Origin of the sequence: Citrobacter sp. wls714 (assembly GCF_005281025.1) — a bacterium.
Classification (GTDB): Bacteria; Pseudomonadota; Gammaproteobacteria; order Enterobacterales; family Enterobacteriaceae; genus Citrobacter; species Citrobacter werkmanii.
Genome location: NZ_SZWZ01000031.1, coordinates 1 through 24,132 on the forward strand (window position 1 = coordinate 1; position 24,132 = coordinate 24,132).

The 24,132-nt window shown below is 47.8% G+C and carries 18 protein-coding genes; 8 read left to right on the top strand and 10 right to left on the bottom strand.

The features are described 5' to 3' along the window. Positions 1 to 93: 93 nt before the first annotated feature. The gene (locus tag FDX11_RS06935; protein ID WP_072014810.1) at positions 94 to 321 is read right to left on the bottom strand and encodes a DUF1272 domain-containing protein; all 228 of its coding nucleotides are present in this window, start codon (positions 319 to 321) and stop codon (positions 94 to 96) included. A 440-nt stretch (positions 322 to 761) separates the two neighbouring features. Here FDX11_RS06935 and FDX11_RS06940 point away from each other — a divergent pair, with 440 nt between their 5' ends. From FDX11_RS06940 to FDX11_RS06955, 4 genes are all read left to right on the top strand, one after another. Next, positions 762 to 1,118, top strand: a complete 357-nt coding sequence (locus tag FDX11_RS06940; RefSeq protein ID WP_137397672.1) for a hypothetical protein — start codon at positions 762 to 764, stop codon at positions 1,116 to 1,118. A 355-nt stretch (positions 1,119 to 1,473) separates the two neighbouring features. Beyond that, on the top strand, positions 1,474 to 2,040 hold the full coding sequence (locus FDX11_RS06945; RefSeq protein ID WP_137397673.1) for a Slp family lipoprotein: 567 nt from the start codon (positions 1,474 to 1,476) through the stop codon (positions 2,038 to 2,040). A gap of 276 nt (positions 2,041 to 2,316) precedes the next feature. Next, positions 2,317 to 3,471 (top strand): efflux RND transporter periplasmic adaptor subunit, encoded by a 1,155-nt coding sequence (locus FDX11_RS06950; RefSeq protein WP_079226124.1) that lies wholly within the window; start codon positions 2,317 to 2,319, stop codon positions 3,469 to 3,471. Between the two features lie 28 nt (positions 3,472 to 3,499). After that, positions 3,500 to 6,616: an efflux RND transporter permease subunit gene (locus FDX11_RS06955; RefSeq protein WP_137365375.1), complete on the top strand. Its 3,117-nt coding sequence runs from the start codon at positions 3,500 to 3,502 to the stop codon at positions 6,614 to 6,616. A 209-nt stretch (positions 6,617 to 6,825) separates the two neighbouring features. Here FDX11_RS06955 and FDX11_RS06960 read toward each other — a convergent pair whose 3' ends face one another. Both FDX11_RS06960 and FDX11_RS06965 read right to left on the bottom strand, forming a co-directional pair. Next, positions 6,826 to 7,164, bottom strand: coding sequence for an HdeA/HdeB family chaperone (locus FDX11_RS06960; RefSeq protein WP_079226122.1), 339 nt, complete (start codon positions 7,162 to 7,164; stop codon positions 6,826 to 6,828). Next, positions 7,164 to 7,760, bottom strand: a complete 597-nt coding sequence (locus FDX11_RS06965; RefSeq protein WP_042313240.1) for a DUF308 domain-containing protein — start codon at positions 7,758 to 7,760, stop codon at positions 7,164 to 7,166. Before FDX11_RS06965 ends, FDX11_RS06960 begins: the two co-directional genes overlap by 1 nt. Before the next feature lie 281 nt (positions 7,761 to 8,041). Here FDX11_RS06965 and FDX11_RS06970 point away from each other — a divergent pair, with 281 nt between their 5' ends. Then, positions 8,042 to 8,671, top strand: coding sequence for a YfdX family protein (locus FDX11_RS06970; protein WP_042313237.1), 630 nt, complete (start codon positions 8,042 to 8,044; stop codon positions 8,669 to 8,671). A 76-nt stretch (positions 8,672 to 8,747) separates the two neighbouring features. On the opposite strand, the gene FDX11_RS06975 is transcribed toward FDX11_RS06970, so the two are convergent. The 6 genes from FDX11_RS06975 to dpaL form a co-directional block, all read right to left on the bottom strand. Next, positions 8,748 to 11,990, bottom strand: a complete 3,243-nt coding sequence (locus FDX11_RS06975) for a response regulator (protein ID WP_137397674.1) — start codon at positions 11,988 to 11,990, stop codon at positions 8,748 to 8,750. 4 nt (positions 11,991 to 11,994) lie between these two features. After that, on the bottom strand, positions 11,995 to 12,609 hold the full coding sequence (evgA, locus tag FDX11_RS06980) for an acid-sensing system DNA-binding response regulator EvgA (RefSeq protein ID WP_042313232.1): 615 nt from the start codon (positions 12,607 to 12,609) through the stop codon (positions 11,995 to 11,997). A 420-nt stretch (positions 12,610 to 13,029) separates the two neighbouring features. Further along, entirely contained in the window at positions 13,030 to 14,316 is a 1,287-nt protein-coding gene (locus FDX11_RS06985) for an MFS transporter (RefSeq protein WP_042313230.1), read from the bottom strand. 78 nt (positions 14,317 to 14,394) lie between these two features. After that, complete coding sequence (locus FDX11_RS06990) at positions 14,395 to 15,987, bottom strand: amidohydrolase family protein (RefSeq protein WP_079226121.1); 1,593 nt, start codon at positions 15,985 to 15,987, stop codon at positions 14,395 to 14,397. A 68-nt stretch (positions 15,988 to 16,055) separates the two neighbouring features. Further along, complete coding sequence (locus FDX11_RS06995) at positions 16,056 to 17,240, bottom strand: YgeY family selenium metabolism-linked hydrolase (RefSeq protein WP_137397675.1); 1,185 nt, start codon at positions 17,238 to 17,240, stop codon at positions 16,056 to 16,058. A gap of 32 nt (positions 17,241 to 17,272) precedes the next feature. After that, on the bottom strand, positions 17,273 to 18,487 hold the full coding sequence (gene dpaL / locus FDX11_RS07000; protein ID WP_137361310.1) for a diaminopropionate ammonia-lyase: 1,215 nt from the start codon (positions 18,485 to 18,487) through the stop codon (positions 17,273 to 17,275). Between the two features lie 380 nt (positions 18,488 to 18,867). Here dpaL and FDX11_RS07005 point away from each other — a divergent pair, with 380 nt between their 5' ends. Beyond that, positions 18,868 to 20,616: a sigma-54-dependent Fis family transcriptional regulator gene (locus FDX11_RS07005; RefSeq protein ID WP_137397676.1), complete on the top strand. Its 1,749-nt coding sequence runs from the start codon at positions 18,868 to 18,870 to the stop codon at positions 20,614 to 20,616. Between the two features lie 80 nt (positions 20,617 to 20,696). On the opposite strand, the gene FDX11_RS07010 is transcribed toward FDX11_RS07005, so the two are convergent. Further along, the gene (locus FDX11_RS07010; RefSeq protein WP_137397677.1) at positions 20,697 to 21,215 is read right to left on the bottom strand and encodes an anti-virulence regulator CigR family protein; all 519 of its coding nucleotides are present in this window, start codon (positions 21,213 to 21,215) and stop codon (positions 20,697 to 20,699) included. A gap of 311 nt (positions 21,216 to 21,526) precedes the next feature. Here FDX11_RS07010 and melR point away from each other — a divergent pair, with 311 nt between their 5' ends. After that, positions 21,527 to 22,465 (top strand): transcriptional regulator MelR, encoded by a 939-nt coding sequence (melR, locus tag FDX11_RS07015; protein WP_042313217.1) that lies wholly within the window; start codon positions 21,527 to 21,529, stop codon positions 22,463 to 22,465. A gap of 190 nt (positions 22,466 to 22,655) precedes the next feature. Next, a complete protein-coding gene (nhaC, locus tag FDX11_RS07020; RefSeq protein WP_137397678.1) occupies positions 22,656 to 24,116 on the top strand; it encodes a Na+/H+ antiporter NhaC in 1,461 nt (486 codons plus the stop codon). Positions 24,117 to 24,132 lie beyond the last annotated feature (16 nt).

The following is a 24,132-nucleotide window of genomic DNA, read 5'->3' on the forward strand; positions in this document are numbered from 1 at the left end:
GATCAGTAGTTTTCACACAGCCTGGGCACTAAGCGGACGGCTAGCAGGATCACGGAGACCGTTACAAGCAACGAGCGAACATAGTTTGCATCTCTATTGTTGATAGTGACGCTGAGTGGATGCAGGGTGCCGCAGGAGGGATGCTTCGGGGCGTATTGGACGTCGCACCAGCTCCCCTCCGCAGTTCGGGCACTGGCCATTAAGTCGTTGGGTCACGCAATCTACACAAAATGTGCATTCGAATGAACAGATGTAGGCCCCTTTTGATTCAGGTGGCAGATCTTTATCACAGCATTCGCAATTAGGACGGAGTTCAAGCATGGTGCTCTCTTATTGTTAAAGGCACATCATTGGACATACCAAAAGCCCTCTATCGGTATCACTTTTGCGATAAACGACGTTATTGTTTATGCCCGTATGAAATAAGCATGGTCTACAGGCCGGAAAAATCAAGAGAGTGAATTATTTGATAGAAACGCTCACCTTCGGAAACGAACGACCAGCCTATAACGCCCCAATCAATCACATAAAAATCAAACAGATAAAACTTTTCATATCAACATTATCACTACAATTTTTACACCTTCCCTTTCGCGCAAAAAAACAATACCCGCCATAAAAATAACCGTATTAATTGCTCAAAGCTGCACAAAATGGATAAATAACGTTAGCAGCACTTACAGTTTTTTCCTAAAGTCAGCGCTTCGTTTGTATGTCATGCTTCATCACGCTAATAACTTATAACGCTAAGCGAGGATATTATGAAAAAGACAATTATCGCATTATCTGCAATTCTGCTGGCTTCTCCTGTTATTGCCGCAACAACACACGCAACCGATAATGATGTCGCTGCCGCGCACGAAAACGCGAATACTGCAAAAGAGAAACTGCATCAGGTGCAGAATCAGGGTGAAGAGCAAAAATTAAAAGCAAAACATGCTGCTGAAGGTAAGCAAGATGACCTGAGCAGCAAGGTGAGTGAGGGCTCACAAAAAGCCTGGAATACAACCAAGGAAGGCGCTGAAAAAGGCTGGAATGCAACAAAAGAAGGTGCAGAGAAAGGCTGGAATAAGACCAAAGAAGGTGCAACCTCCGTTGAGAAAAAAATCAGCGAATAATCCTCCAGCCATTCAATAATAAAAAGCCGCGAAAGCGGCTTTTTATTATTAGCATGATCCGTCCTGCACAGCGTTGACACGTTCCTGACTTAAATCCGCAGAATGTGATGATGACAGAGTTCAAACGCCCCTAACGTGATTATCCTGCCATGGTCGCCACCGTGTAATAACCTTGTGGTATCATCAGCACCTCACAGTTGTTGACCGCCATCCACTCTCCCTGCGACCCGCTAAAATACTGTCTGTTATTACCATAAGCTACAATTATATTAATTTTAGATAATCAGCCTCGCGCCTGCTGACATTAATGAGTAAAGGTTTACTATAGGCCTGTCTTTTTTAGCAGGAAAGTAAAATGAAAAAACAAAAAGGGTTGCTGATTATTGCCCTGGCTTTCACTCTGGCATCATGTGCTTCAATTCCTGAAAATATCAAAGGTAATAATCAACCAGATATACAAAAGAACTTTATCTCCGTGCATAACCAACCGGGGTTATATACAGGCCAGCAGGCCCGATTTGGGGGTAAAGTCATCAATGTAATTAACACCAAAACGGATACGTTACTGGAAATCGCCGTTCTGCCGCTGAACAACGACGCTAAACCACAAATAGACGCCAGCTATCAGGGACGTATTCTTGCCCAACAGAATGGTTTTCTCGATCCGGTAAATTACAGAAACCACTTCGTGACTATTTTAGGGACAATTCAAGGAGATGAACAAGGATTCATCAACAAAATCCCGTACAACTTTGTTAAAGTTGATTTACAAGGCATTCAGGTTTGGCATTTAACTGAGTCCGTAAACACGACCTATAATATGTGGGATTACGGTTATGGCGCGTTCTGGCCCGGACCGATGTGGGGAATGCCCTACTCCGCAAGTACCGTAACCGAGGTTACGCCAGAGCTAGTGAAATAATCCCTGTAATACGATGATGCGAATAGACTCCGGAGCCGAGTGTTTGCCAACACGCATTTTAATCACTCCGCGTTTCGCTTATTGCGTCATCGTGCTCCGTGTGATCCTTCGCTAAATATTCATTATTTCTGCTGCATATAATTTAACCGCTAACTTTTAGCGCAAAAATGGGCGTTACTTTTCTCATGCCTGACCATCTTCTGTTATTTACCGATAACTCCCCCACCCTGCATGCCATAAAAAACATTTGTGCTTACGAATTCTTCAGGGATTACTATGAACAGAAAATGCTTACTGTTGATACCATTATTTTTTAGCAGCGTCATTATTACCGCCTGCGATAATAAACCTGCAGTAAAAACCGCCATGGAGCCCGAGGTCGGCGTTGTTACCTTAGCGCCTTCCTCAGTGAATATTAAAAGCGAGCTTCCTGGCCGCGCGGTTTCATTTGAGATCGCCGAAATCCGCCCTCAGGTTGGGGGGATCATCATCAAACGTAATTTTATTGAAGGTGACAAAGTCAGCAAAGGAGAGTCACTGTATCAAATTGATCCCGCCCCGTTGCAGGCCAGGCTGGATGCAGCCAGAGGCGCACTGGCAAAGGCACAGGCGACGGCCAATAATGTGCGACTGACATTAAATCGGCAGTCAGCATTAATAAAGTCCAATTACGTCAGCCGCCAGGACTACGACACGACGCGCTCGCAGCTTAATGAAGCAGAAGCAAATGTCGCCGTCGCCAAAGCGGATCTTGAGCAGGCCACCATCAACCTGCGTTACGCCAATGTCACCTCGCCGATTGAGGGCATCAGCGGTAAATCCTCCGTAACCGTGGGTGCTCTGGTCACCGCGAATCAGGGAAACGCGCTGGTTACCGTGCAAAGACTGGATCCAATTTATGTTGATTTAACGCAGTCAGTACAAGACTTCTTACGCCTGAAAGAAGAAAAAGCCAGTGGGAAAATTGCCCAGCAAAAGGGCAAAATTCCGGTTGAGCTGATGCTGGAAAATGGCAAGCCCTATCGCTATACCGGCACGCTTGAGTTTTCCGATCCTGCCGTCGATGAGACTACCGGCTCCGTGACCTTGCGCGCCGTGTTCCCCAATCCTGAGGGTGAAATTTTACCCGGTATGTACGTCACAGCATTGCTGGATGAGGGCAGCCAACAGAATGTTTTAATGGTTCCACAGCAAGGGATTACGCATAACGCGCAGGGAAAGGCCACAGCGTTAATCCTCGATCAAGAAAACGTGGTGCAACTACGCGAAATAAATGCGGTGAAGGCTGTAGGCAATCAATGGTTGGTGACTACGGGATTACATCCTGGCGATCGGGTCATTGTATCCGGATTACAAAGAATCCGTCCGGGAATTAAAGCCAAAATCCTCGCAGCAAAACCAAACACACCTGACACGGTAACTGAACAGTAATATTTCAGGTATTAAGGACACCTTCTTCATGGCTAACTTTTTTATTGAGCGCCCGGTTTTCGCCTGGGTGCTCGCTATTATCATGATGTTTACCGGCGGTATCGCGATAATGAACTTGCCTATCGCGCAATATCCGCAAATTGCTCCCCCCACTATTACCATCAGCGCAGCCTACCCCGGTGCAGACGCTAAGACCGTTGAAGACTCGGTGACTCAGGTGATTGAACAGAATATGAACGGGCTTGATGGCCTGATGTATATGTCATCCACCAGCGATGCGGCCGGTAATGCGTCGATTATCCTGACCTTTAAAACGGGGACTTCACCTGATATAGCGCAGGTTCAGGTACAGAATAAGCTACAGCTGGCGATGCCTTCCTTACCACAGGAAGTCCAGCAGCAAGGGATCAGCGTTGATAAATCCAGCAGCAATATCTTAATGGTCGCCGGTTTTATCTCTGATAATAACAGTCTGAGCCAATATGATATTGCTGACTATGTGGCTTCAAATATTAAAGATCCACTAAGCCGCACCCCCGGGGTCGGGAGCGTACAGTTATTCGGTTCGCAATACGCCATGCGTATCTGGCTGGATCCGCAAAAGCTCGACAAATATAACCTGACGCCGCAGGACGTTATTACCCAACTCAAAGTACAGAATAACCAGATATCGGGCGGACAGCTGGGAGGAATGCCGCAATCAGCCGACCAGCAGTTAAATGCGTCGATCATTGTTCAGACACGCCTGCAAACTACCGATGAATTCGGCAAGATCTTCCTTAAAGTTCAGCAGGACGGCTCCCAGGTTCTGCTGCGCGATGTCGCACGCATTGAGCTGGGTGCGGAAAATTATGCAACGGTTGCACGTTACAACGGAAAACCCGCCGCCGGGATTGCGATTAAACTTGCCGCAGGCGCCAATGCCCTGGAAACCTCCCAGGCCGTTAAACAAGAGTTGAACAGATTATCAGCCTGGTTTCCGGCCAGCATGAAAACCGTTTATCCCTATGACACCACCCCATTTATCGAGATTTCAATTCAAGGTGTTTTTCATACATTGATCGAGGCAATCATCCTGGTATTCCTCGTCATGTACCTGTTTTTGCAAAGTTTCCGCGCGACGCTTATCCCCACTATCGCGGTTCCGGTTGTTATTCTCGGAACCTTTGCAATACTCGACGTCGCCGGTTTTTCGATCAATACGCTCACGATGTTTGGCATGGTGCTGGCAATAGGATTGTTAGTTGATGATGCCATCGTGGTGGTTGAGAACGTAGAACGTATTATTGCCGAAGAGCACTTGTCACCAAAAGCGGCGACGCATAAAGCGATGGGTCAGCTCCAGAGAGCACTGGTCGGTATTGCCGTCGTCTTATCCGCCGTGTTTATGCCAATGGCATTTATGAGCGGGGCAACGGGTGAGATTTTCCGTCAGTTTTCCATCACCTTAATTTCCTCCATGCTGCTGTCGGTGTTCGTGGCGATGAGCCTGACGCCCGCACTCTGCGCCATGCTGTTAAAATCCCACGAGGGAGAAAAAGAAAACACCCATTTTCTGTTTACCCGTTTCAATCACTTCATGGAGAAATGCACCCATCACTACACGGACAGCACCCGTAGGCTGTTACGTTGCACCGGCCGTTATATGGTGGTCTATTTAGTGATTGGTGCTGGCATGATGGTACTGTTTCTCCGTACTCCTACCTCCTTTTTGCCTGAAGAAGATCAGGGCGTATTCATGACCACGGCGCAATTACCTTCCGGTTCAACGATGGTAAATACCAGCAAAGTGCTTGGGGAAATAACGGATTACTATCTGACAAAAGAACAGAAAAATGTCGCGTCTGTTTTTACCGTTGGCGGATTTGGCTTCAGCGGACAGGGGCAAAATAACGGTCTGGCGTTTATCAGCCTGAAACCGTGGTCAGAACGTGTTGGCGAAGAAAACTCGGTTACCGCCATCATTCGCCGGGCAATGATGGCTTTAAGCACCATTAATAATGCCGTCGTTTATCCGTTCAATTTACCCGCAGTCGCGGAATTGGGCACCGCTTCAGGTTTTGATATGGAGTTGCTGGATAACGGCAACCTTGGGCATGAAAAAATGATGCAGGCCCGCAACCAGCTCCTGGCTTTGGCCAGCCAGTCACCCGATGAAGTCAACGGAGTGCGCCCAAATGGGCTGGAAGATACGCCGATGTTTCGTATCCACGTCAACGCGACAAAAGCAGAGGCGATGGGTGTGGCATTGTCGGATATCAATCAGACCATCTCTACGGCGTTTGGTAGCCGCTACGTCAATGATTTCCTTAACCAGGGACGCGTTAAAAAAGTGTATGTGCAGGCCGATACGCCGTTCCGTATGCTGCCGGACAATATCAATCACTGGTACGTACGTAACGCCTCCGGCGCGATGACGCCGCTTTCGGCCTGCTCATCAACCGAATGGACCTACGGCTCTCCCCGTCTTGAACGCTACAACGGACAGCCTGCAATGGAAATTCTCGGCCAACCGGTCGCAGGGAAAAGCAGCGGCGATGCGATGAAATTTATGGCATCACTGATTAATAAACTGCCCGCGGGCGTCGGTTATGCCTGGACGGGGCTGTCGTATCAGGAGGCGCTGTCTACCCACCAGGCGCCAATGCTGTACGGCATTTCTCTGATCGTCGTATTTCTGGCGCTGGCAGCACTGTATGAAAGCTGGTCAATACCGTTTTCCGTGATGCTGGTTGTACCAATCGGGGTGGTCGGGGCTTTGCTGGCGACCGATCTGCGTGGCCTGAGCAATGATGTTTACTTCCAGGTTGGCCTGCTCACCACCATGGGACTCTCAGCTAAAAACGCTATTCTGATCGTCGAGTTTGCCGTCGAGATTATGCAAAAAGAAGGAAAAACGCCGCTTGAAGCTGCGGTGGAAGCTGCGCAAATGCGTTTACGTCCTATTTTGATGACCTCATTGGCCTTCATTCTGGGGGTTATCCCACTGGCAATAAGTGACGGCGCAGGCTCTGGCGCGCAAAACGCCGTCGGTACGGGCGTTATCGGTGGGATGCTGGCCGCGACCGTGCTGGCGATCTACTTTGTTCCGGTCTTCTTTGTTCTTGTCGAAAACATGCTGGCGCGATTTAAAACCCGGCATTAATTCCCTGCCCTTGTAGATGCTTATCCCTGGGATCGGGTAATAAGATCCCAGGAATGGCGCTTCACTTATCAGACCTACGGTTGTTAGCGGACACAGCTATCCAGCGAGTTTCCTCGTGGATAGCAGGGTGAGTTATTTTATTGTGAGGGGAAATGCGGGTGTAGGGACAGAGGTTGTCAATTCTAACTAAAGCCAGGCTATCAAAACGGTTAATCAATCGTGTGCAGATTTACGGCCAATTCGCCCAATTTCGTATTCGGGTGCTGATGACACATGTTAATCATTTTCGGAACAGCGACAGTTTCCACCTCATGCAGCGGAACATAATCATCGCCTTTAAAGTCAGAATTTTTATTAACAATCACAAAGGCAATTGCCGTCATGTATTGCCGACTCATATCAGCAAATTCTTTACAGGTCATATCTTGTGGCGCAGCTTCGGTTGCCTGAGTAGCAAACGCACAGCTCATCGGTGCCAAAACAGAGGTCATAATCACAACAGCTGAAACCATCATTTTAATATTCACGATACACTCCAGAGACAGGATTAGTTGTTATTGGCTAGTTTATCTGTTGATGCCAACTTCGTATTTCTACGCAGGCTGATAAAAGCCAAAGAACTGAAGATCATCTCGACTCCAATAAAAATCGAAGTAAACACGTAAGACTTATCGGGATCCATATTCAGCCATACGCCAGCAATAAGCAGATCTAAAATGCCGATAAAAATGTTCCAGACATAGCCCGGACTGCGGAACATTTGAACTCCGGAAGCCACACGAAAAATACCACCAAGAATAAACAAGCAGCAAAAAACCATAGCTAACGAATTCATGCCGATCACAGGGTTAACAAGGAAACAGTACCCCAGCAGTAACCATGCGATAGCAAAAAATGCATAGGTAAATTTGGCTTTCAACTGCTTCTTCCCAGCGCTAAACAGGCTATAGATAGAATAAAAACCGCATACCAGGAACATAAAACCTGTCGCATAGCTTAAATAAACGCCAGCAGCGATAGGATAGATTAAGCAGCAAATACCACATATCAACAACAGCACCGCCATAATTGTTGCGTGTCTTTTATAATGAGAAAGTGTTTTTTCATTAAACGTTCTCAGAGCTTGCTGATTAAAAATGAACATACATCCTCCGTTACATGTAAACGTAATGTAACCTACTAATAAAAGAGTTAATACTCACAAAATACATATCACTTACAATGAAATAATAAAGCTTCAGATAAGGATACGTATATAAGAATAAAGGAATGTCGCTATGCGTTTAATCCTACACATGTCAGACGTCTGACACCTGTAGGATTAAACGCTCATTATTATATCCTGGCTCTGATTCCGCTCTTTAAACTTATTTAATATGATTATTGCGTTTGGTGAACAATACCAACTTTATTCAGGAGAACGTAATGAAAAAGATTATTCTTGCAGGTCTGCTTGCAACTATGATGGGTTCAGCCCCAGTAATGGCTTCTGCCACTACCACCACTGCGGCACAAACAGCCACAGCAAATGTACAAAAAGAAGCAGCCGATATTATGCAGGTCGCAGTAAAAGGCGCCAATGCGATGCGTGATATTCAACTTGCTCGCCTGGCTCTGTTTCACGGACAACCTGACAGCGCAAAAAAATTAACCAATGACGCCGCTTCCCTGCTGGCAGGCGACAGCAGCGACTGGGCAAAATTTGTCAAAGCAGCGCCTAAGGCGAAGATGATTGACGATCAGTACGTAATTATTAACGCTACAATCGCATTATCAGAAGACTATATTGCTACGCCGGAAAAAGAATCTGCTATCAAAACCGCGAACGGCAAAATGGCCAAAGGTGACTGGAAAGGTGCAGTGGATACCTTGCAACTGGCAGGGATCAGCGTGCTTCAGACCCAATACCTGATGCCTTTGAATCAGACGCGTAAAGCCGTTGCCAGCGCCCAAAAACTGCTGTCCACGGGTAAATTTTATGAGGCTAACCTTGTGTTAAAAGGTGCTGAAGAAGGCATTGTTATTGATAGCGAAATGGTGGGTGCAGGCCAGTAATACTCTGCACTAACGAGTGATGAATCAAGACATTTCTCTCCTGATCGGGCTGCTACGGCTACCCGATCAGGGGGGATTAATGGCTCATCAGACTGTCGATCTCAATTTCAATTTCCCGCATGACAGCAACAATTTTCTGTAATGCCTGTTGCCGTACAGCCAGCGGAAGATCGTCATGTCGCATAGACTCAAAAGGTTCGCACAGCGTCTGAAGCGCGGTGATACCCAGAATTTGCGCCGAACCATGCAACCGATGAAGCGCCCGTAAAAACAGCTGCGGCTCATCTTGCGCAACGGCTTTCTCAGCCGCTTGTAAATCATTCAGCGTTGCCTCACGGAATGTTTCGAGTATCTCGTTCATTAATGCGCGATCGCCACCGGTATTTTCAGTCAGTACATTGAATTTTAAATGCCGGATTGCACAAGGAGACGCATAGCCCGTGTCGATTTTGCTCAATTCATGCGTCAGCGTCTGGATTGAGACCGGCTTAAACAGACACAAATTCATACCGTTTTGCAGACATCGATCGCGTGACTGCGGGAGCGCACTGGCCGTCAGCCCCCATATTTGCAAGTGAGGTTGTTGACGACGTAGCGAAGCCGCGAGATCAAACCCGTCTTTCTTCGGCATATTCACATCGGTTATCAACAGGTCGTATGATTTTTTGGCCAGTTTAGCTTCGGCTTCCTCGCCATCACAGGCCTCATCCACGCTATAGCCAATGGTATTCAACTGGCGTTTAAGCAGCAGCCGGTTAGTAGGATTATCGTCTGCGATCAGAATCGACAGACACGGTAACGGCAACACAGCGCCAGGGGTATCCCCATCCGGTACTATCGATTGTCGGGCAGTTTCAACCGGAAGCGTAATTGTGAACGTGGTTCCCTGCGACAGAATACTCCTCAGCTCCAGCGTACCGCCCATTAGCGTTACCAGTTCTTTGCAGATAAATAACCCCAGACCAGACCCCGTTTGTTGACGCCCGCAACGCCCCTGAGCATAACGATGGAACAGTCCAGCCTGCTCTTCTTCGCTAATGCCGCAACCGGTATCACTGATGACGATTGTCAGGGTGCCGTGATTATCTGTGTCCGGAGCCAGACGGGCCGTAACATGAATACTACCCTGCACCGTAAATTTCAGCGCATTGCCCACCAGATTGGTGAGAATTTGCCGCAAAGCCTGCTGATCGACAAATACCCGCTCGTTTACTGGCAACTGGCTGACGCAGGCAAGCGATATACCTTTCTGCCTGGCCAGAGCATCGAAAGAGTGGCACTGCAATTCAATAAGCTGCGAGAGATCGGTCCACTGGGGAACAACCTCATATTTTCCGGATTCAATCTTATCAACGTCCAGAATCTTACCAATCAGACCCAGCAATGATTGGGCCGTCGCCCCGGTCAAAGCAATGGCCTCTTTGCGTTGTGCCGGACTGAGCTCTGAGCTTGAGAGTAATTCCACAAAACCAACAATCGAGCTTACCGGGGTACGTAACTCATGACTCATGCTCGCAAGAAAACGGCTTTTGGCTTTTGTAGCGGCAATCGCTTTATTCTTTTCGCTCTCCAGCTCTTGAGATAAGACCTCTTTGAGATGCAACTGTTCTTCCAGTAACCGCTGCGATTGCTTTCTTTTACGGACTTCACGGGAGAGTGATATCCCCCAGATCAGACTAATAGCAATAAGTACCAGCGCAAACACCACCAGTTGATAGAACTGTTTGCTATATCGGCTCCAGATATCAACCTGGGTATTGGAAATCTTCGACCACTTCTCCGTCATCTGTAAAATTTCACGCGGAGGTATGGCTTGCAGGGCCTTATCAATGACAGACTTCAGCATGGGCTCATGAGAAGAAATAGCAAAACTCACCGATGCACCTGGCATATCAGGAAGCCGGAAGAAGTGCATATTATTCTGGTAGTAATGATCGGTAATGAACTTTGCCGACAATTCAGTCGCAATTGCCGCATCAACGTCGCCCTCCTTGACCATAGCCATGGCAGCGCTACCGGTATCCGCATTCACCCATGTCACCTGCGGATAACGTTGTTTGAGGCCACGCTCCAGAATATGTCCGGCAGGCAGAGCAACGCGTATCGGTTTTTCCAGCAGCGAGTCGGCTGTTTCCTGGCGCGATGTGATAACCACGAATGCAACATTCATCAGCGGATCGCTAAATGCCGAATCGTCCTGGTTTTGGTTAGTCGGGGCGATCGTCGGATACATATCCCACTGCCCACCACTGATGAGTTTGGTCTGTTCACTTCTGGACGTGGCTAAAACAGGTTCAAAATCAAGACCCGTTTGCAGATGAATAATATTCAGCAAATCGCCAAGAATACCGCGTAACTCGCCGCTGCTATCTACCAGCGTATAGGGCGGATAATCCGGGTTGATCAAAATGCGGATGGTATGCTTATTCTTCAGCCATTCTTTTTCCTGACGACTGAAAGGAATAGGCGCATTCAGATAAGCAAGATTACCGCGATTTAACCAGTTCTGCATCACCTGCATATGGATTTCATTACTTATTGACGTAATAAAACCATCAAGGATATTTCTTAATAGCGGTTGATTTTCATTAACCACAAAATAATTATATTGTTCTTGCTTATCAAAATAATGCGTAATAACCAGGGATTGCGAGAAATACCGCGAGATGCAATGACTAGTGGTAATATTGTTACCAATATAATATTGGTTATCATCGTTCACTACCGACGCCATTGCCTGATACTCGTCGTCATAAAATGAGACTTTAGCATCAGGAAAAGCGTCCTGGATAACGTTAAGAAAAGGGCAATCCCGCACACATGCGACGCTGACCTTATGGTGCGTCGTCAGCGGTAGCATGGTGTTTTTTAATGACGTCACAAGCGTCGGCCACGTTGTGAGTAATGCTGAAGTGCGCAGTAAATCCCCGCCGACATCCTGCCGCCGGGAAAGCTGGGTTATCAACGTATCAACATCATTATTAGCGAGTGCGGCAAGCGCCTGCTGCTCGTTATCATATTGCTTTATAACAATTTTTACATTGAGACTTTTTTGCATTAGCGCAAGGTAGTCCGCGTTAACGCCCCGATAATTTTCCCCGCTGTTTTGATAGACAATTGGGGAGACTTCCGGTAACCAGGTGCCAACCACTAATGTTTTTTTATGCGCCAACCAGTTGGTTTCTTCCCTGTTGAAGCTGATATTTTGTACCGCAGTATTATAGTTACTTTTTAGCTCAACCTGGCGAGCTGAACTCACACCCGTAGACAATCCGATGGTAAATATGACCATCAAAAAAATAAATAAGCGTTCCAGCATTACTCTACCCTATTTTATTTCTTTGCGCGTAATCATAAATTTCCATTAATGAAGAACAATCTAACTTTTCCATTAAACGACTTTTATAGGTACTCACCGTTTTATTACTGATATTCATTTTACTGGCAATAGTGCTGTAATCCATGCCATTAAGGATATAACGCAACACTCTCATTTCCTGTGTCGATAATGTATCAAGTTTATCCTGCTCGCTGACCGATGAGCCAGTAAAGTGCTCAAGGGAGAAGGGGAAATAACTATAACCATTTTTGGCGGCTTCGATAGCGGCAAGAATATTATTCATGCCTTCTTTTTTACTCACAAATCCGTTGGCACCGTATTCAGCACTGCGTTTACCATAAAAATATTCATTTTTTGCTGAAATGATAATGATCACGCCAGCATAGTGCCGCTTGCGTAATTGTTCCAGCACCTCGATGCCACTGATGCCAGGAATGTCCACATCGATAATTAGCAGCTCAGGTTTGTTTTTTTCAACCACCTGCACGACTTGCTCGCCACTGTCGAGCTCAGTGGTCACAGTGATACCATTAGTATCGAGTAAGTTGCGAATGGCAATGCGGGCCAAAGGGTGATCATCAACGATTATCGCGTTCATTGCGTATAAGAATCCCGATAAATAAAGAGAGGCGATGGCTATAGTGCAGGTGAGTCTTCGATATTATTAATTTATAAGCGCCAGACCCAGGACGCAAATTCTAACATAGTCACGTGTATATTTTATGATTTTTTCATAACCAAGATGAATAAACCATAAAAATAACATTTAGATTTACAAGAATTAAACCTTGAGCCTTTCTGTAGATCAAATCATTAACACATAATAGAGAGAATATTCCTACACATGTAGGACTGGTCTTTCATTTATTATGCTTAATTCTTAATAAAAGGAGAGAAATAGAATTGCCGTGGTAACTGTACATCTGGCGGGAAATTCAGTTATTGCGAGTACTTAAACGCTAATACCCGTCAATCCCTGTGGCCCTCAAACAGCAGAGCCACAGGAGACAGACATTAATCAAGCCTGACTGGGTAATGCTCCAACCGCGCGCGAGTTTTTCACGGTCAGCGTAACGACGGCAGAACATAACAGTGCGGCAATCATAAAGATAAAGGCGCTGTTATAGCTTCCTGCGCTGCTTTGGATCAGCCAGCCGATGATAGGTGCGGAAACAACGCCCGCCATCTGACCGCCAAAGTTAACGATCCCCGACGCCCGTCCCATAATGTTGCTGGGGATGGTATCCATCAAAATTCCCCAGAACGTCGCCATAGCGAAGAACATGAACAGGGCTGAAATACACTGATAAACCACCGCCATATCTGCGCTGCTCACGCTGAAGGTCAGGTACAGGAAGCCTGCGGCAATGACAGAGGTTACGACGTACAACGTTTTACGCATCGGTTTGAATTTATCTGAACAGTATCCGCCTAACAAAGTCCCTCCTGCACCAAACAGGAACGGAATTGCCGCCATTACGCCGGTCTTGGCCAGAGAAAACTCACGTACAGTGATCAGGTAACTGGGTAACCAGGTTGAAAAACCCCAGAAGGTGATATCAAACAAAAACCAGATACTTGCCATTTGCCACAGCACCGGCATTTTGAGTACGTCTTTAAACGCGATAGCGCTGGTGTTTTGCAGACCACCCTGATCGTCAACGGCCAGTTCCGCCAGATCCTGCTGCGTAATGGCGGGGTGATCTTTCGGGTTGTCACGCGTAAATAAGTAGATACCTGCGGCGATAAACAGGCCAGGAATACCCAGCACGATAAAAACCATATGCCAACCAAAAGCCCCGATAATGCTTGCTGCAACCACGACCGCCAGCGCCGGGCCTAAGGTGTTCACCGTTGATTGAATCGCCGTCGCACGTCCGCGTTCTTTCGACGGGAAATAGGTCGAAATCATTTTCCATGAGGCCGACGGGAAGCACCCTTCGCCGATACCAAAGAAGAAGCGTACGGCCAGCATCAGCGGTAGCGTCAGCACAGCCCCGGTTAAGCTGGTGAAAACAGACCACCAGGCAATCCCAATGGCCATAATTTTACGTGAGCCAAACTTATCCGCCAGTAAACCACCGGGAATTTGAAATGCTGCATAACCAATAAAAAAGGCGCTAATAATTAAACCTTGTTGGGTCGTATCCAGATTTAAATCTTTGCCGATATAAGGGAGCGAAACGCTCATGACCATTCTGTCGAGAAAAGAGAGGAGCCACGCCAGCCAGATCAATGTCAGGACGGTATATCTTGCTTTCCAGGTTTTCGGTTTACCTGAAGGTAAAGATGTTTGTAGGTTCATTGTGATGTCCTTAGGGTGTAGTGATCTACCGCGGCTATAAATAGTCGCGATAGATCAATGCGTCTTTAGCGTTATTTATTAATATTCTTTTCTTATAACCGTACCGCTACAGGCATAACTTTCCGTGCCATTAATTAAGGCAATGCGCCCATTAACCATGACAATTTCAATCCCTTGCGGATACTGATTAGGTTCAACAAACGTGCCCCTATCAGCGATAGTGTTCGGATCGAACATCACGATATCCGCCGCGTAACCCACCTTCAGCAGCCCACGATCCTGCAGGCCCAGCACCTCAGCAGGTTTACCCGTCATTTTGCGAATTGCCGCTTCCCAGCTCAGACATCCCTCTTCACGTACGTATTTACCGAGCACACGTGGGAATGCGCCGAACACGCGAGGGTGCGGTTTTCCGGCCCCCATTAAACCGTCGGTACAAACGTTTTGCTCTGGCCGACAGAGAAACTTAATCACATGCTCTTCAGTGCCGTAGAAGTCGACCATTCCAACGGCGTTTTCTTCTTCAAAAAGCAGGTCGAAGGTGGCGTTGTAGGGGTCTTTCCCGCGCAATTCCCCCAACTGGACGAGGTTCAGACCAACGGCATCCTGATTTTTGGCCGTTTTCACGCTGGTAACAAAAATCTGGTCCAGACCGGCAAAATCGATAAAGTTATCCCAGCCGGGAATACCCTGCTGAATATCCTCGATCATTTTGGCGCGCAGTTCAGGCGAGGCCAGGCGTTCCAGCAATTTGTCTGTTCCACCGGAGTGGACCCATGGTGGCAGGATCACCCCAAGCATCGTGCTACCCGCCACATACGGATACTGGTCGAAAGAGATGCGGATCCCCTCTTCCTGCGCCTGCTCCAGCATCCCCAGCATCTGGTCGATCAGCCCCCAGTTTTTCTTTCCGCAAACCTTCATATGTGAAATATGTAGCCAGACGCCAGTGGCTTTGGCGATATCAATCAGTTCCTGCGTTGAGTTGATAATATCGTCAGCTTCACTGCGCTGATGTACCACAAAGATCCCGTTATATTTCGCCGTGACCTTGCACAGTTCAATCATTTCGGCAGTATCGCCAAAGGCGCAAGGCATATAGATAAGCCCGGTGGAAAGACCAAACGCTCCCGCTTTTAATTCCCGCTCAAGGACTTCGCACATCTTCGCCACATCTTCACGGGTGGAAGGCCGTCCATCCAGCCCCATAGCCTCCATGCGCACGTTGCCATGCGGAACTAAATAGGCAAGGTTTGTCGCCGGATGACGCGATGCCAGCAGATTGAGATAACCGTCCGTATTTTTATATTTCCAGTCTATTTTGTCGGTATCGCCGTCAAGGCCGGCGATATTTTTACGCCACGCTGGAATATATTCTTCCGGCAACGGCGCTAACGCGACGCCATCCTGCCCCAGCAATTCAGTGGTAATTCCCTGACGAATTTTTGCCGACAGCGCGGGGTTAATAATCGCCGACAAGTCAGAGTGTGTATGGGTATCAATAAAACCAGGACAAATAATTTTTCCCGTCGCATCAATGACCTGTTCATTGACGCCAACGTCTATTTGACCGATTGCGACAATACGTCCTTCATCAACGACCACATCGGCAATTCTGCCTTCACTGCCCGTCCCATCGATCACATTTCCGTTTTTGAAAATGGTTTTCATCGTTATTCTCCATTGCGGCGGCGCTGCGCGGCACCGCCTGTAAGGTAAGAGGATTTTTATCGTTCTTTTTATTGGCGATAGAGTGTCTGGATGATGCTGTAATAGCCGCTGGCCGAACCAGTTAACTGATCGATCTCGATATACTCATCAATGGTGTGCGCCAGATTTTCACGCGAAGGTCCGAAGCCGATAGTTTTAATTCCCGCTTCGCCCGCATAGTGGCTACCGTTGGTGCAAAATGAGTATTGCGTGATGCTCGGATTAAACCCGGCCTCACGAACGCCAGCCAGAGCGGCCTGCACAAATTCGTCCGACTCGTCATACACCCAGCCCGGGAAGAAGCGTTCTCCCTCAATAGTGGCACCTGTATAACAAGACTCCTGACCCACCGCGTAGGAGACACGGGCCTTAAATTGCGGATCCTGCGCGATGAATTCTGCAAGGGCATTTTCCAGTGGGGCAATCACGCTTTCTTTGGTTTCGCCCACCAGCAAACGGCGATCGTAGGTTGCGCGGCAGTAATCCGGCACGACCGAGGCACCCGGGTACGGCGAAGATTTAATGTCGGTCAGTTCGAGAATGCCAGGCCCGAGTACCGGGTGCGTTGGCGGGGTAATGGTGCGAATTTTGTCGATCAATTGCGCCATTTTATACACCGCGTTAATCCCTGCCTGCGGGTTGGCGGAGTGCGCAGGTTTACCAAACGTTTCAACCACAATTTCAGCACGGCCACGCTGGCCAATTTTCAGGTTTAGCTCGGAAGCTTCACCGATAATTACGTAGTCTGGCTTATAGCGCTCGCTGACCAGGCGAGCGGCAATACCTTCAAAGCACTCTTCATGCACGATGCAGGCAACGTAGATTTTCCCGGCAAAATTGCGCTGATTGTCCTGACCGAAAAAACCCACGGCGGAGATCATTGCCGCCACGGCGCCTTTCATGTCGGTCGTACCGCGACCATAAATCTTGCCATCTTCGATATCACCGCCGTACGGGTTGCGGGTCCACTTCTCTTCGTTCACCGGCACAGTATCAATATGCCCATCAAGAACCAGCGTTTTCCCAGGCTGATTACCCACGATACCGCCAACAATGTTGCCGTACTTATCAACGTGGATGTCATCGAACTGGTAATGCTGCATCATTGTTTTTATGGCATTAACCACTTCCCCTTCCTGACCGGAATAACTTTTTTGTTGGATTAACGCCTGACAGTTTTTAATCACTTCTTCAATACGGTTTGCAGATAACATGGGTTTCTCCGTTCTTATTCTCAATCAGGAAATTATTTGTTGATGCCCGGGTACTGACCGCCCCAGACAATATCCAGATACTGTTGTGGGTCAGTGTCACCCTCAGTACTTATCAACAACACGCGGGAATGCTCATCCAGTCCCAGTTGCGCACGCGTTTGCGCCAGTTCAGGCGAGGTCATCAGCAGTGACAGCAGGCCGGTCGTCACCGCCCCGGACTCACCGGAAACGATCTGCGGATCGCCTGCCAGCGGATTACCCAACATGCGCATGCCAAGCGCCGCAACCTCATCCGGGCAGGAGGCAAATGCAGTGGCATAATCACGCAACAGTTTCCAGCCGATGCTATTTGCCTCACCGCAGGCGAGACCAGCCATCACGGTTTGCAAATCTCCACCCACCGCTATGGCATCACCCTCTTTCGATCGGGCTGAGCGGTAGAGACAATCGGCAATTAATGCCTCGGCGACGATCACTTTCGGGCGATTTTCTCCCCATGCCGCTGTCACCATTCCCTGAACCATGCCGGCAAACGAGCCAACACCTGCCTGAACAAAAATATGCGTCGGCGCAACCTGATGCAGCTGGTCGATCGCCTCCAGCATCAGCGTGCCGTAGCCCTGCATAATCCACTGCGGGATTTTTTCATACCCTTCCCAGGCGGTATCCTGCACCACAATCCAGCCATGCTTTTCCGCCTGTTCTGCGGTCATGCGAACCGCATCGTCATAGTTCATATCGACGATTTCAGCGGTAGCGCCTTCGTTACGGATAGACGCCAGACGTTGCTGCGAAGAACCTTTTGGCATGTAAACCACGGCATTTTGCTTCAGCTGTCGCGCCATCCAGGCAACGCCGCGACCATGATTGCCATCGGTGGTGGTAGCAAACGTGACGGTTTGCAGATCGCGGCGCACCTCTTCGCTAGTCATCACATCAAACGGTAATTCGCTGATATCTTTACCGATTAATTCAGCGATATGGCACGCCATCGCATAGGAACCGCCCAGCGCTTTAAAGGCTTTCAGGCCAAAACGTTGAGACTCATCTTTGAGGTAGATATTTTTTACGCCCAGTTTTTGTGAAAGTGCCGGCAGCGTATACAACGGCGTTGGGGAATATCCCGGAATAGACCGATGAAAATTCAACGCTTTGACCAACTCCTGGCGGCTAAACGGCGCCAACGGCGCGTTCGGATGTTCGGTAAACGGTGTCTGGTTGATAAAAAATGATAAGTTTTCCTGCATCATAAAACCTCATTGTGCTGGTAATCCATTCCCTGCAATTGATGTCATACAGAGATATTTCCGCTATCGGTAATGCCAATAGAGCAAAATGCTTACCAGCTTTTTATTAATTGAGTAAAATCTTATAAATAATTTAATAAATGCTTAAATTTCAATTAAATAGACAGAAAACAAGATTTGCAGCCAAAAATATCATCGTGTTAGTTTATCGTTTCATTTTGATAAATTCTCATAATTAATAAATAGTGTGATCGCGGAAGATAAAATAAAAAAAACATACTAAAACAGAGCAGTAGATTGATTTTTCGCAAATCATTTTGGGATTAGTTCGCCTATTTATCACTTTTCATGATAAATGCGACACACGCCGGAGAAGTAGCATGATTTCAGTACTCAGCAATATTCAGGATGATATATGCAATTATGCCGATGCTATTTCTGGCATCACCGGAACGGATGTTGAGATCATTGATGAATCTTTAATGCGCATCGCTGGCACCGGTAAATACCGGCATATGCTCAATGAAAACGTGGCAAAAAATGGCTATATCTACCGCCACGTTTTGCAGGTGCGGGAAACGGTACTGATCAAAAATCCTGGCGAACATCCGCTGTGTCAGTTATGTGAAAAACACCACTATTGTTCTGAAATGCTGGATTTGAACGCACCAATTTTTCTCAACAATCGTGTCATTGGGGTGATCGGGATTATTTGCTCCACCCAGGCGCAGCGAGACACCCTCCTGAGCCAGATTGAGAAATTTGTTACTTTCATTGAGCAAATAGCCGTGATGATCTCCAGTAAGGTTTTTGAATGTCTGGAACGTTTACGCGCGCAAGAAAGGCTGGGCGCATTTCGCCGTCTGATCGATGCCATGGACCGCGGCGTCGTGGCAATCGATGGTGATGGTCTTGTCTGGCATGCCAACCATTCAGCCGATCGCATTCTCAATCGCGAGGTTCAGGGATTACCGTTGACCATTGAAACAACCGGGGACAGTTTGTATGGCGATGAGGAGGCCTGGCTGACGCTCGAAGGTCAGAAATACCATGTGCTGTGCAAGCAAATTTCGCTCTCGTCTTTGGATAACGATCGCTTAACCATGATTATCTTTCGTGACGCGCACGACTACCTGAGTACCCTACTTCCATCGCCTTATGAGGCCGACACCCAGGTGCGGTTGATTGGTCACTCCCCCTTGATGGAACAGCTCAGAAGCACCATCGGTAAAATCGCCAACAGCTATGCCAGTGTGCTTATTACCGGCGAAAGTGGCTCAGGAAAAGAGGTCGTGGCATTTGCCATTCACCAGAGCAGCCCCCGTAAAGCCGCCCCCTTCGTGACAATCAACTGTGCTGCTATTCCCGAACAATTGTTGGAAAGCGAACTGTTTGGCTATGTGCGCGGCGCATTCAGCGGGGCCGATCCCAAAGGTCGAGTGGGAAAATTTGAGCTGGCCAACGGCGGCAGTCTGTTTCTGGATGAGATCGGCGATATGCCGCTTCATCTGCAGGCTAAGCTGCTCAGGGTTCTGCAGGAAAAGGCGATCACTCGCGTCGGGTCTAACAACACCATCAATATTGATGTACGAATTATTGCCGCAACCAACAAAAATATTAACGCCATGGTGGAGAATAATCAGTTTCGCGAAGATCTTTTCTATCGCCTGAACGTGGTCCCGTTGGTTCTTCCCTCTCTACGCGAACGACGAGCAGATATTGCCGTTCTCGCGCAATATTTTGCCGATGAGTTTTCGGTCAGTTATCAGCGACCGTCGCAAAAACTCCCCGATGACGTCATCAACCGCCTCTATGCCTGGCACTGGCCTGGCAACATTCGTGAATTACGTAACGTCATCGAATATATTTTCGTGATGCGCGGGGAAGCCGCTGGGATCAACGCCAGCCATCTGCCTCCTTACCTGCTCACCGCAGCTGACGGCAGAAAAACGTCGATGACAGCCCAGCCTCAGCAGCTTGCTAATAAGGGAAAGCAAGCGGAAAGGGAGGCCATTGAAAATGTCATCCAGCGATTTGGCGCAAGCGTGGAGGGAAAAAAACAGGCAGCGACTGAACTGGGGATCAGCATTGCCACGCTTTATCGAAAAATAAAGCTATACGGGTTATGAACCCCATCTTACTTAACGTAAAAGCCCGCGTAACGCGGGCTTTCGGCAGGAACAACAAAGCCAATTAATTCCGTGGCGACTTAATCAAACACACCATTAATAACAGCAGTGACAATCGCCGTGCTCAGTGCAATCAACACCAAATTGTCGCCAACGACCTGCCATTCATAGCCAGGGTAATACGGCAGTTGATTCAACATAGAGGGTGGGACACTTTTTTTAGCGATCCCCGGAGGAAGCGGTTTTCCTCGCGCCAGATTTTTGGCAATGCCTGGCGGCAGTGATTTATACCCCGTCAAACCGTATCTGACAGCATACTGCCTGGCCACGTTATAGCTGATGTCTCTATCCACATGATCCGGCTTGCCATAATTTTTACGCTGTTCTGTATGTGAATTATTTTTTTGGCCAGCGTTTCCTTTCTGGCTGTTACCACTATTACCCTTGTTTCCGCTATTACCATGGTTGCCACTATTACCATGGTTGCCACTATTACCATTGCCGTTACCGTTACCGGGGTTAGCGAATACAGGGGTGGCGCACATCGTCATCGCGGCAACGGCGACTAAAGCCGTTGCTAAAGTACGGAGTCTGGACATGATGATTCCTTGAGGTGTGGATACATATAAAAATGTAAGGTATTCCATGATGACTGGCTATCGCTATAACTCCGATTTATTGGCAAAAAAAGCGATGACATTTTGCAAAGCGAACACCTCCGAATACGTATTTTTGTGATTAAAGCTCACCACTCCCGATAACTCAGATTGGCAAGCGAGAGGCACAGGATCTGAGTTTTTGGGAATAATTTGGCGAAAATGGAGAGAAAACGGCGCTTTTTTTCGGTTAAGCTATGTTCATGCTTTGACGCTACACCATGGTCAGATTCACTATCCAGGAACCCTCCATAATGGCAAAAAGTACCCCGCAGCTGCCACTCGACCCACATATGTGCCGCAGCTATGAAAAAAAGACGAGAAGTCCGTTGGCGCTCTATTCAGAGTATCAGCGTATGGACGTCGAACTGCGGGCGCCGCTGGCCATGACCTACAGCCACTGGCATGGTCAGGTTGAGGTGAATGTACCGTTCGATGGTGATGTGGAGTACCTTTTTAACGACGAAGTGGTGAAAAGCAAACAGGGTTTTATCACCTTGTTCTGGGCCTGTACTCCCCATCAGCTCATCGATGCCGGGCATTGTAAACAAATGGCTATCTTCAATTTGCCGATGCATTTGTTTTTATCCTGGCCGCTGGACAGGGATTTGATCAACCACGTGACGCACGGGATGGTGGTTACTTCGCTTGCCTCGCAGCAACTGAGCGCTTTTGAAGTACAGCGCTGGCAAAGTGAACTTAGCAGCGACAACGAGCAGATTCGCCAGTTAGCTATCGATGAAATCGCCTTGATGCTCAAGCGTTTTAGTCTCTCAGGTTGGCGGCCAGTGCTGGGTAATAAAACACCACGGACGCAGAAAAACAGTATTTCACGGCATTCACAGTTTTACGTCAGCCAAATGTTGGAGTTTATCGCCGCTAACTGCGACAAACAGCTCACGGTCGATGCCATTGCCGAGCACGTTAAGCTCAATCCCAATTATGCGATGGGTATTTTTCACCGGGTGATGCAACTGACGATGAAACAGTACATTACGGCGATGCGTATCAACCATGTGCGAGCGTTACTCAGCGATACGGATAAAACAATTTTGGATATCGCCACGATTGCTGGTTTTCGCTCCAGTAGCCGCTTTTATAGCTCGTTCCATAAATATGTCGGCATGCCACCGCAACAGTATCGCAAACTGAGCCAACAACGACGAAATCACTCACCTTATGCCGAGGGGTAATTCATTCGCCAAATATTCTCTTATCCTACTACAAAAAAGAAATACCAGAACTGCAGGTCAAAATAGATAACCTGACACAGTTAATAAAATAGAGTTCAGCAGAGCTCTGGCAACTATGTTGCTCAATGCTGAGTAACCTGTAGCGGGTAGTTATTTGACGTGTTCAACCATTAATGATTGGGATGGAATTATGCAATTAAATAGCTGCACCTCCAACAACAGAAAGAAATTGTCTTTCTGTTGGTCAGTTTTACCTATGATAGTCATGCTGGGCGGGATTAGCATCGGATATTTTATATTCAATATTCGTGCCGAACCCATGATCCTGATGGGCACAGCAACCGCCTCATTTATCGCCGTCGCTCATGGCTACACGTGGGATGATATTCTACAAGCTATTTGCAATAAAATATCTGAAGCGCTGCCAGTCATATTAATTGTCGCCAGTATCGGTTTCTTAATTGGCGCATGGATGGTGTCAGGCACTATCCCGATGATGATTTATTATGGTTTAAAATGGATTGACCCGCAGTATTTCTATATTTCAGCATTTATGCTGGGTGCGCTGATCTCAGTTTGTACCGGTACTTCCTGGGGCTCTATCGGGACCGTGGGGATAGCCATGATTGGCGTGGCAATTGGTCTTAATGTTTCGCTGCCTATTGCCGCAGGCGCCATTGTCTCAGGCTGCTGGTTTGGTGATAAGCTCTCACCGGTTTCTGATTCAACCAACATGGCGGCGCTGGCTGCCGGTGTAAATCTGTACTCGCATATCGGTCATCTGCTGTGGACCACCGGCCCGGGGTTTATAATTTGCTGCATTATTTATAGCTATATGGGTATGGGTATTGATGCCTCATCCAGTGCTCCTGAAAATATCACCAGCTTAATGAACGCTATCGGCCAGATTTATCATTTTAACATTCTGTTGTTGTTACCGCCGATCATCGTTTTATATGGCTCACTGTCAAAAAGACCACCAATTCCGATGCTCTTTTTGTCTACGATAGTGTCGATGATTCTGGCATTAGTCTTTCAGCAATTCACCGCTTCGTCCGTTGGCGAATCCGTAGTCAGCGGTTTTAAACTCGCGATGCTTACCGGGGATAACCTGCCCGCACTGTCCTCCGATGTCTCCCGCTTGCTGGAAAGAGGTGGCGCAATATCTATGTTCAGCAGTTTTGTCACCGTCTTCAGCGCCTTCAGTTTTGCCGGTGCAATGAGCGCGACAGGCTCTTTACACACCGTAATTAACGCGCTGACCAAAGGGGTTCAATCCACATTCCGCCTGGTGGCCACCACGATTGTTACGACCTTCACCATCTGTGCCTGTACGGCAAACGGGACTCTGCCACTGCTACTGTGTGGCGACGCCTTTAAAGATGAGTATAAAAAACGGGGGTTGGCAGCAAAAAATCTTTCACGAACCACCGAAGATGCCGGAACCGTGGTTGAGCCGATTATTCCCTGGTCTGCTTCAGGCGTTTATTGCGCCACGATGCTGGGCGTGGCAACGCTTGATTATTTACCATGGGCAATTCTGTGTTATAGCGGCGTCATCTTTGCCTTGCTGTGGGCGGCAACGGGTATTGGCATTGCGAAATATGAGCCAAATGAAGCTGCTGAAAATATGGTTGAGCAAAAATCATAGGCTAATAACAGCTATC